The organism is Methanosaeta sp. UBA356 (assembly GCF_002496465.1).
GTDB lineage: Archaea > Halobacteriota > Methanosarcinia > Methanotrichales > Methanotrichaceae > Methanothrix > Methanothrix soehngenii.
The window spans coordinates 11,917-21,147 of record NZ_DAKC01000102.1 but is presented as its reverse complement, the minus strand read 5'-3'; the positions used below and the strand labels follow the sequence as shown (position 1 = coordinate 21,147).

Sequence of the window (9,231 nt, the reverse complement as noted above, 5' to 3'; positions counted from 1 at the left end):
CCCGTATTCAAACGGGGAGAGTACGACTACTTCATCCATCCCATTACAGACGGAGTTCCCGAGATCAGGCCGGATCTGATCAGAGAGGTCACCGCCAATATCGTGCGGATCGCCAATCTGGATGTGGATAAGATAGTGACTGTTGAGGCCATGGGAATTCCCATAGGCATAGTGCTTTCCATCCTATGCGATATCCCCCTGGTGATAATAAGGAAGAGAAAGTACGGGCTCCCGAATGAGGTCGAGATCAGCCAGGTCACCGGCTACTCCCGCTCGCAGCTCTATCTGAACGGAATAAACAGGGGAGATAGGGTGATCGTGGTGGATGATGTGATCAGCACCGGCGGCACCCTTCAGGCCACGCTGGACTCTCTGGAGCTGGCTGGGGCCGAGGTTATGGATACAGTGATCGTGGTGGAGAGAGGAAACGGAGCAGAGCTGCTGAGGTCCAAAGGCTACAACCTGAAGACCATGGTCAGAGTCAAGGTCGAAGGCGGCCGGGTGTCCGAGGTAGAACCGGGAATCTCAAAATAAATAAGATATCCTCCTACTCTTATCAATTATGAAACGACGGCACCGTAGAGCATTCCCACCAATGTGGATAGGATCACCACCAGGCTGATGTAGACGCTGGCCTTTTTCGCTCCAACTATCCTCCAGATAACAATCATATTGGGAAGGCTCAGGGATGGACCAGCAAGCAGAAGGGCCAGAGCAGGACCGGCAGCCGTAACTCCCGTGCTATAGCCGAAAAGAGTTCCGACTACTGGCACCTCAAGCAATGTAGGCATATAGAGCAACGAGCCGATCACTGAGGCCAGAAAACAGGCCAGAAAGCTGCTGGTGCCAAAGATGGTCCTTACCCATTCAACCGGCAGGAAGTAGCCGATCACCCCGGTTACAAATGTGCCCACTACCAGGAGAGGAAAGATCTTCCTGGTCAGCCACCAGGTCTCTTCCAGGAAGGCGCTCTTTTCCTCTGGCTGGTAGTATCTATTCATCAGGAAGGCAGCCACTGCTATCAGCGCTCCCACGATTATCGCCTTGGGCAGGAGCTCTATGGCGCTTGAGGTGGCAACGAGCAGTATGGCCACCAGCACGGCCATAAATGTGCCAGTGATATATTTGGGCCGGCTCATTTGATCCGGGTCTGGATCGACATCAAAAGAAGAAGGAGCCGCATCGTTTTTGCAGCTTGGGTCATGTCTTTGGAATATAGCCGCCATGATCAGACCTATAACCACGGCCATGAAGACTGCAGCCACTGCCCTGGCTACACCCAGGTCCAGGCCCAAGACCCTGGCTGTGAGGATGATGGCCATGAGGTTTATCGCCGGTCCGGAGAAGAGGAAGGCCGTTGCTGGCCCAATGCCCGCCCCTCTCTTTTCGATTCCTGCAAACATGGGCAGGATGGTGCAGCTGCAGACGGCCAATATAGTCCCCGAGGTGGAAGCCACGCTGTAGCAGAGCCACTTTGGGGCATCAGCACCGAAGTACTTGAGCACAGTATCCTTGTTCAAGAGAGCTGCTATCGCACCGGCGATGAAGAATGCTGGCACCAGGCAGGTCAATACATGCGCCGAGAGGTATTCAAGCAGTGTTGCCAGCCCGGCCTCCAAGGCTGCCATTATGACATAGGTTGCCATGAAATCTATCTCCCGCAGCTCAATGACTCCTCGATAATCCTTCCTGCTTCTGCGAGCTGCGATATCTGCTTTAGGGCCATCTGGTCTACAAGGCGAACCAATTCGAAAACCTGAGGGTCTTTTATGCTGTAGAGCGTCTTTTTCCCGTCTATTCTGCGATCCAGAATGTCGGCCTCGAAGAGGATATTCAGATGCTTGGATATGGTGGACTGAGATCTGGAGAAGGCGGGAAGGATCTCGCAAACGCATCGCTCGCCCCCGCTCAGGTATTCGAGCAGCTCCAGACGGGTGGGATCGGACAGAGCGCTCAGAATCTTCAAGCGCAGTTCAGAGACATTCTTTTGAGCCATGATTGGAGCGCGATTAAAGCATATTCAGATATAAGCTTATCGCCATAAGACGATAATACGATATTATCACTCTTCCATATTCAAGCAATTGATTCGATTTTTCAGGCTGATCGGATTCGAGGATACTGGAATCGAGACTATAAGACCATCGCCTCTGCATTGAGAGCATCGCCTTGATCATCGCCTTAATATTTCTGAAAGATGGATACCTTTCCCGGATGGCGATAAAAAGGGAGGACTGGTTGCAGATCAATAAGGAGCTTTCTCTGCTCTATGAAATGCACGAGGCTGCTATCTCGCAGACGGGGAAATGCCGGGAATTCAACTCCCGCGCCAGTATCTTATTGCAGCATCTGGAGGAGCTTGAGGCCTTCGATATGGCCGACAGAGTGATGGACCTTCTGGCTGGCTGCAATCCCAAAGACACTTCTCCCTGTGACAGTCGCCTGAGCACAAAAGCCTCTCTGGAGAGGCTGCAAGAGAGGATCAAAAATAAGATGAGTGAGCGGGAAGAAGACGGATAGGGATGCTGTGTCAATTGGTCAATGTCAGTTAACCTGCTTTCTTGTTCTCGCCTGCTCCCGAACATGATGCTTGGAGCGCTCTTTTGCTTTTCATTCCGGCTAATGACTGCCTCTCATGGATGCTACAGAGGGCTGGCACCACTTTTTCTGTACTTCATATACATCCCGGTGGCCACCATCAGGGTAAGAAAGGAGATCGTATTGGAGACGATCAGAATGCGATCCTGAATATACAGGCCATAGAGCAGCCAAAGGAACATTCCTAAAGAGAACTGCAAGAGCATGATCAGGCTGACATCTGAGACAGACCCTGTCCGATAGATTTTAAGGATCTGGGGGACGAATCCGAACATCGTCAAAAGAGCTGCACACCAGCCAACCAGTTCCCATTGCATCTGCCTTCTGTTAGAGCTGCAAGTATATGAGGATTGCAGTTTGGCAGATCGCCCGAACAAAAAAAGAAGCTTGCGGCGGAAGCTTCAGATCCCGCTCAGATAATCTGCTCCGAGGATCTTTCCCTCTGAAGAATTCCGATATTGCCTGATAGCCGCATCCGGAAGCAGGTTAACGTCATTGGTGGAAAATGTCTTGTTGCCTGACGATCCATCGATCTCGTGCACTATCCCCTTCGAGCTGGTGGTGGTATTGGTGATGAGAACCGGCTTGCTAAGATCTACTGGAGCGGTCATCTTCGGCATTAGCATATTTGGATCTTCTCCGAAGTTGGCCCTCACCCAGGCATTGTATTCGTCAACCTTGGCATTGAAGCCATCGATATTCTTTCCGTCAAGGGCAAGCTGGTATGCTTGACCCATCTCAAAGCCCTTCTTGAAGCCATCAATGGCTCCGTTCTGCCAGTCGGTATATTCTGCGGCCACTGCCAGGCCCGCCAGACACAGAAATATCGAAATATATACGATTTTATTCTTCATATTCAATCACTCCTTTATTCGATTATGCTCATTAACGGCAGCATTTCTGCCAATAATATCAAGCTCCGCTCTTATCCTGCATGTGAGCAGAGCGGCCATCATTCCGTTCGGTCAATTCAGATCTATCCGGGAGGCTCCTATCTCAACACCGGCGGCAATGAGTAACTGCTGCTCTTCGCAACAACAGGAATGTCTGCACCGGCATAGCCATCCACATAGAATGGCTCATTGGTGTAAGGATCCAGGTAGAAGTACTTCATCTCCCCAGTCCTGGGGATCTTATAGGCATATATCGGATACCCCTTGAAGGGATCGACTCCCACTTGAGCTATCCCGCTCTCTGTGAGGTTGAAATCCTTCCAGCTGTTGAATGGATCTGTCAGGACCTCTCCATCCACAAGAACGCTTCCCTTGGGCGCGCTTCCCCAGCTCCAAAGGGTATTATTCTCGCTTGTATTCTGGCTTTGTTCCTTTGATTGGGAATCAATGGCCTCCAGGCTTGCCAGGATAGACCTGCCGGAATCTCCACTCAGAGTCTGATAGCTGCCAATGCTCTGAGCAGAAGAGTTCGCTAGCAAGAGACAAGCTAATGCCAACACAATCACTGCTAATGCAGTCTTCATACCGAACCCACCGTGCTGAGATTGATGCCTGATGATAAAAGGCTTTCGCAGGTCATTTTATCAATTTTATGTGAGTATTGGTGGCAATGAGTATTGTTCTTCTTCGATGTACTGGCCGGATATGGGAGTGAAGCTGGCATATATCGGCTCGCCAGTCTCCGGATTAAAGTAGACGTAGACCAGTTTTCCGCTATTGGAATCTGTGTATGTATAGTAATGCTGCCCGGTAATTGGATCCACATAGGTTTTAACTCTCTCCCCAGTGACCGGATCGAAATAGGAATAAGCAGGGGTATCTCCATAGGGATCCACGAACGAATCGCCCAGCCAATCGCGCATAACGCTCAGGTTCTTCAATGTATACCGGGGATCGCCGATGATATTACCGTCCACGATCAAGCTGCCTTTGGGCGCTCCTCCCCAGTTCCATAGACTTTGATTGCTCTCGCTTTTTGATGCTGTCTCGGCGTCCGATGCTCCGATGTTGCTCAATACATTTCTGCCGTAGTCCCCGCCAACGCTCTGGAAGTTGCTCTTCTCCTGAGCAAGAGCGTTCCCGGCCAAGAGGCATGCTATCAGCAATGCCATTGCTGCTGCAAATGCAGTCTTCATACTGACCCCACTGGTGTTGAAAGGACTCTTGGCAATAAAAGGCTTTCGAATGCAATAGCCATTTGTGCTCAAAGCCAACCCAACTGAGGCAGGGCCTGGAGCAGGATTGCTCTGAGCAGCACATCGATGATCAGAGCCGCAAAGAGCCACGCACGGTAGTTGGCGGACTGATAGAAGAACTGCTCGCCTCTTTTTGCTGTCGGATGGCGCACGAAATCCTGGTTCTGACTCAGCAGCCAGCCGCCGGATACAATGGCTGCGATGAAATAGAACCACCCCAGGCCCGAGGCCAATCCCAGGGCAATGGAAAGAGCGATTCCTGCCAGCCAGAAGAGGGCCACCATCTTTGCGGTGACCGCAATGCCGAAGGTGGCGGGTGTGGTGGGAATTCCCTCTCTTCTGTCGCCCTCAACATCACGGGAGGCATCGCAGTTGGTAAATCCCCAATCGGTGATGCAGATCATCGCCGCCAGGATCAGAGAGGCAGGGTGGATGCCAGCGCCGGCCTTGAGAATCCCCGCCGGCTCCATAGCCAGCCAGACGCCTAAAGGCACCAATCCATAGGATAATCCCACGAAGATCCAGGAGAAGGGGGTATTCCTCTTGGCCCAGGCGGAGTAGATGCTTGCAAGTATGGTGGCAGCGACGAGGGCGACAAAGCTCTCGGGGTTGAGGTAGAGGGCGGCAGACAGGGCGACGAGAAAGAGAAATATCGACCAAGACTGGGCCTGCCTCTTGTTCAGCTTTGCCGAAGGCAGTGGCCGGCAGGGCATGCCGACCTTATCCACCTCGATATCGCAGCAGTCGTTATAGACATAAGAGCTGGTGATGGCACAGTAGGATCCGAGCACAGCTATTACAAAAGGAATCAGAGGAGGAAGAGTCCCTTCCACCGCATAGACCGCCAAGAGAGCCGAGGCTGCAGGCATGGCGATGTCCATGGGCGCGAGCGGTGGGCGTAGCAGCTCGATATATGCTCTGAAGTCTGAGAATCCTTGGTTTGTCATTTTATTCAAACTTCCCTCGGGGGTTCATCTTTTGAATCCATACTCTCAGATTACGCCTGAAAAGAGATCCAGGTGATCCCCGGGCCGGGTCAGATAATCCAGCCGGCCATGCTCCTTGAGGAGAGGGTACATCTCTTTGCCTTTGGCCAGCCCCAGCTGGGAAAGGGTTCTGCCACCTGGTGCGTCGGCCCGCCGCAGCTCAGACGCCTCCGGACAGCGCGGGTTCTTGATCCACCCATCGCGGGTAAAGAAATATGCCCCTCCTCCCGTCTCCTTTATGGGATCGTAGAGGGATGAGAAGTCCCTGGCCACGAAATTGGACATCTTGAGGGTCTTATTGGATCGATTGATGGTGATATGCCCGTAATTGGGGGGGACCAGGACCTTATCCCCGGCGGCTGCGTTTATGGCCACCACATCGGATAGATCCTCCTTCTGCAGGAGATAGAGCGCCTCGCCCTCAAGCACCTCATAGAGCTCAGGATAGGTAACGGCAGACCCCGGTGCCAGGGGGTGATAGTGGCCTGCAGTCTTAATGTACTCGCTGCCCATCATCCCTGGAGGGATTATGGTGATATCGTATCTCAAGTTCTGGTCTCGAAGCTTATCCCCGTCCGCCCGGCTCAAGAAGAGGTCGCGGAACATATAGTACAGCTCAAAGTTCTCTCTTCCCGCCAGCCAGATCTGATCGAATATAACGTCTTTCATGTCAAAGAGCCTGCGAATATCAGGCTCTTTGGTCTTGCCACCAAATTCTAGATCCATTTTCTATGCCACCGCTCTCCTTAGGCCCTCCAGGATTTATATGGTCTTCCACTGGCATTCGAGCAAAGAAATGGAAAGACTAAAAGCAGAGCTAGCGCTTTAGCTTGCCAGTCTTATCATTCAGGACCTTTATTAATCTCGATATGCTGATATGCCAGTATAGGACTCAGCAGGCATAAGGAGTGTTGATGGTGAAGTACTCCGTGAGCTCCTTTTTGAAGTCCACTATCACATCCACCCTCCAGTTTCCTGGAAGCCTGGCAACGTCGGTTCCCTTGATCTTCAGGCAGCTCCAGACGGGTGCCGCCCACATTCCCGTGAATCCGTCGATGGGCGGAATGGTGCTAAACGACCGGGCATAGGTCCTGCCCTCGGGCCAGTACCATCTCCACTCCACAGTATGCGGCTTTGAGTCCCGCCAGATAAGCAACCAGGAGACGGCCTGCTCATCATCGGTGGTAAATGTGGTTGTCCTGTATAGCGGCATGCCGCTATCGGTAATATCCTTGGCTATGGTATGCTCGCTAAGGGGAAAGAACATAGGATGGGATGCCAGAGCCCCTCCGCCCATGAGCAACAATGCCAACGCCACTAAAGCAAATACTCTCGTTCTCATTACCACTCACCATAACTTTGAAAGCTTTTCAAACCCCAATAGTATATTAATCCATGTAGCATAAAAAGATAACGATTGGATAATAGAGATAAAAGATGGTGTCAGGCAATTGTCAGAGAGTCAGAGGCCTTATGCCCGATCTTCTGGCAATCTCTCGGGGAAGGTCCATGATATGATCCAAGCTATCGATCACATTTCCGTCGCTGGTCAGCACTATTCCCCTGGTTGCCTTAAGAAGGCGATCGACATCTCTGGCGGTTCTGGCTGTGCCGCAGAGATGCCGCTCCGCCATCATTCCTTTTATCATCTCTGCCATCTCTCCGCTGCGGCTCATCTGCTGGTCCAGCAGCACCTCTGTTCGGGCTGGACCTGCCTGGGCCAGAAGATCAAGGATCTGGTTGAGGGCAAGAGCGGTGAGCGAGGAGACTTTATAGCTCCTGAAGATCCCTCTGCTGTCTCGCAGGAAGCCGTCATCGCACGAATAGACGGGATGGCCTCCCAATAGGCTCTCGGTGGTGATAAGGACATTGTAGCCGTCAATGAAGATGGTCTGATCCTTCAGGTCCTCCAACTTCTGCATCCTGGAACTTCTGATCCGAGCAACGTCCGATTTCACTATTACCCTCATCAGGATGAACCTCTCTTCAATCGCCAATCGATGGTGATTGGAGATGAACCTGACTGCAGAATCCTTGGGGTAGCCCCGGTCCACCAGATACCTCGCCTCCTCCAGGGCTTTTGCCGTTTTTGCTTTTATCGCTTCTCTATTCCAGCCTTCGCCGACAGTCTCACATCCTGGTACAGATCCCGACCATACGAGTCCACTGCCACCACCATCGGACCAAGTTCTTCGGCCTCCAGCTCCCAGATGGACTCCGCCATCCCCAGCTCCGGGAAGTGGACAGCACGAATCCGAAGCTGTGATGCAGCCGCCGCACCGCAACCCCCTGGATAGGCCAGATAGACCGCTTTATTCAAGAACGGCTCTCCTGGCAGGCCTCCTTTGCCGATTATGGCCTTCACCCCTAAAGCCAGAATCTCCTCGGTATAGCGCGCCATTCGGCCACTGGTGGTAGGCCCGGCAGAGATGACAGAATCATCCTGAATGATGGGGCCGCAATGATAGAGCGCCGCTCCCTCTAAAGGTACTGGGCTGCCCTGGCGGCGGATCAGAGCATGGGCTTTGTCCCGAGTGGTGAACACCTTGCCCTTCAGAAATACTATATCTCCCGCGTTCAGCTTTTTCACATCCTCCTGGCAAAGGGGGGTCTGGAGATGAAATACGGTCATAAAATCACCTCGGTAGCGCTTCTGTTTGCCCAACACTGGAAGTTTATGGCCACCGGCAGGGAGGCGGTATGGCATAGAGCCTTCTCGATTCTCAGGCCGAGGACGGTGGTGTCCCCGCCCAGGCCCATGGGGCCGATGCCCAGGCTGTTCAGCCTCTTCATGAGGTTCTCTTCAAGCTTTTTTATCTCTTCAGGCGAGCTGTTATGGGTGATGCAGCGATCGGCTCTCTGGGAGGATTCCCGAGAATATGGCTGGATGCGATGCATATTGAAGAGAGCGTGCTTAGCCAGCCGGGCGGCCAGATCGAAGCTGCCGCCGATCCCTATTCCCAGGAACAGGGGTGGACAGGCATTGGCTGCCCTTTCCCTGACCGCATCGACGATGAACTCCATCGGATCGTCTGCCGGATTGAGCATCATGACGAGGCTCATGTTCTCAGATCCCGCTCCCTTGGGAAAAGCAGTTATGCTCAGGCTCTGGCCACGGGCCTGGTCCAGGATGATGTCCGGCATCCCGGGACCGGTATTGTCCTTGCTGTTCTCTCTTGTTAAGGGATCGACGGCATTGGGCCGTAGAGGTATCTGAGATGTTGCTCTCCTCACTCCCTGAGCTATGGCCTCCTGAAGATCGAAGTCAAGGATCAGATCCTGGCCCATCTGAACATGAAATATAGCAAGGCCCGTATCCTGGCAGATGGGCAGGCCTCTTGATCCGGCAAGGCTAACATTGTCCAGCATGAACTGAAGCTGAGAGCGGGCCAGGGGATTGGTCTCCCTTTCAAGCCCTTCTTTTATTCTCTCCAAGACCCAGGGAGGAAGAGAGGTTTCCGCTCGATATAGGGCGCGAACGGTGGCGTCTGTCACCTG

The 9,231-nt window shown here is 52.8% G+C and carries 14 protein-coding genes; 2 read left to right on the top strand and 12 right to left on the bottom strand.

Annotated elements, in window-relative coordinates:
• Positions 1–534: hypoxanthine/guanine phosphoribosyltransferase (hpt, locus tag BP727_RS09455; protein ID WP_286858534.1), on the top strand; the 534-nt coding region annotated here is incomplete at its 5' end.
• Positions 535–560: 26 nt separating this feature from the next.
• Here the strand turns inward: hpt and BP727_RS09450 are convergent.
• Both BP727_RS09450 and BP727_RS09445 read right to left on the bottom strand, forming a co-directional pair.
• On the bottom strand, positions 561–1,646 hold the full coding sequence (locus BP727_RS09450; RefSeq protein WP_013720345.1) for a permease: 1,086 nt from the start codon (positions 1,644–1,646) through the stop codon (positions 561–563).
• Between the two features lie 5 nt (positions 1,647–1,651).
• Positions 1,652–1,996 carry an ArsR/SmtB family transcription factor gene (locus BP727_RS09445; protein WP_013720344.1) on the bottom strand — a complete coding sequence of 115 codons (345 nt, stop codon included), beginning with the start codon at positions 1,994–1,996 and terminating at the stop codon, positions 1,652–1,654.
• A 218-nt stretch (positions 1,997–2,214) separates the two neighbouring features.
• Between BP727_RS09445 and BP727_RS09440 the strand changes: the two genes are divergently transcribed.
• Positions 2,215–2,520 (top strand): hypothetical protein, encoded by a 306-nt coding sequence (locus BP727_RS09440; RefSeq protein WP_157863820.1) that lies wholly within the window; start codon positions 2,215–2,217, stop codon positions 2,518–2,520.
• A 122-nt stretch (positions 2,521–2,642) separates the two neighbouring features.
• On the opposite strand, the gene BP727_RS09435 is transcribed toward BP727_RS09440, so the two are convergent.
• The 10 genes from BP727_RS09435 to BP727_RS09390 form a co-directional block, all read right to left on the bottom strand.
• Complete coding sequence (locus tag BP727_RS09435; RefSeq protein WP_276620046.1) at positions 2,643–2,915, bottom strand: SemiSWEET family sugar transporter; 273 nt, start codon at positions 2,913–2,915, stop codon at positions 2,643–2,645.
• A gap of 84 nt (positions 2,916–2,999) precedes the next feature.
• A complete protein-coding gene (locus BP727_RS09430; RefSeq protein ID WP_286858530.1) occupies positions 3,000–3,452 on the bottom strand; it encodes a hypothetical protein in 453 nt (150 codons plus the stop codon).
• 137 nt (positions 3,453–3,589) lie between these two features.
• Positions 3,590–4,075, bottom strand: coding sequence for a hypothetical protein (locus BP727_RS09425; RefSeq protein ID WP_286858528.1), 486 nt, complete (start codon positions 4,073–4,075; stop codon positions 3,590–3,592).
• Between the two features lie 66 nt (positions 4,076–4,141).
• Entirely contained in the window at positions 4,142–4,687 is a 546-nt protein-coding gene (locus tag BP727_RS09420) for a hypothetical protein (protein ID WP_276838347.1), read from the bottom strand.
• Positions 4,688–4,755: 68 nt separating this feature from the next.
• A complete protein-coding gene (locus BP727_RS09415; protein ID WP_286858526.1) occupies positions 4,756–5,694 on the bottom strand; it encodes a UbiA family prenyltransferase in 939 nt (312 codons plus the stop codon).
• Positions 5,695–5,739: 45 nt separating this feature from the next.
• Complete coding sequence (locus BP727_RS09410; protein WP_276620042.1) at positions 5,740–6,459, bottom strand: glucose-6-phosphate isomerase family protein; 720 nt, start codon at positions 6,457–6,459, stop codon at positions 5,740–5,742.
• 166 nt (positions 6,460–6,625) lie between these two features.
• Positions 6,626–7,075 carry a hypothetical protein gene (locus BP727_RS09405; RefSeq protein ID WP_276838354.1) on the bottom strand — a complete coding sequence of 150 codons (450 nt, stop codon included), beginning with the start codon at positions 7,073–7,075 and terminating at the stop codon, positions 6,626–6,628.
• A 112-nt stretch (positions 7,076–7,187) separates the two neighbouring features.
• Positions 7,188–7,808 carry a DUF434 domain-containing protein gene (locus BP727_RS09400; RefSeq protein ID WP_286858547.1) on the bottom strand — a complete coding sequence of 207 codons (621 nt, stop codon included), beginning with the start codon at positions 7,806–7,808 and terminating at the stop codon, positions 7,188–7,190.
• A 20-nt stretch (positions 7,809–7,828) separates the two neighbouring features.
• The gene (locus tag BP727_RS09395; RefSeq protein WP_276839557.1) at positions 7,829–8,365 is read right to left on the bottom strand and encodes a FumA C-terminus/TtdB family hydratase beta subunit; all 537 of its coding nucleotides are present in this window, start codon (positions 8,363–8,365) and stop codon (positions 7,829–7,831) included.
• The coding region (locus BP727_RS09390) for a fumarate hydratase (protein ID WP_286858520.1) at positions 8,362–9,231 on the bottom strand (870 nt) is incomplete at its 5' end. The genes BP727_RS09395 and BP727_RS09390, both read right to left, overlap by 4 nt.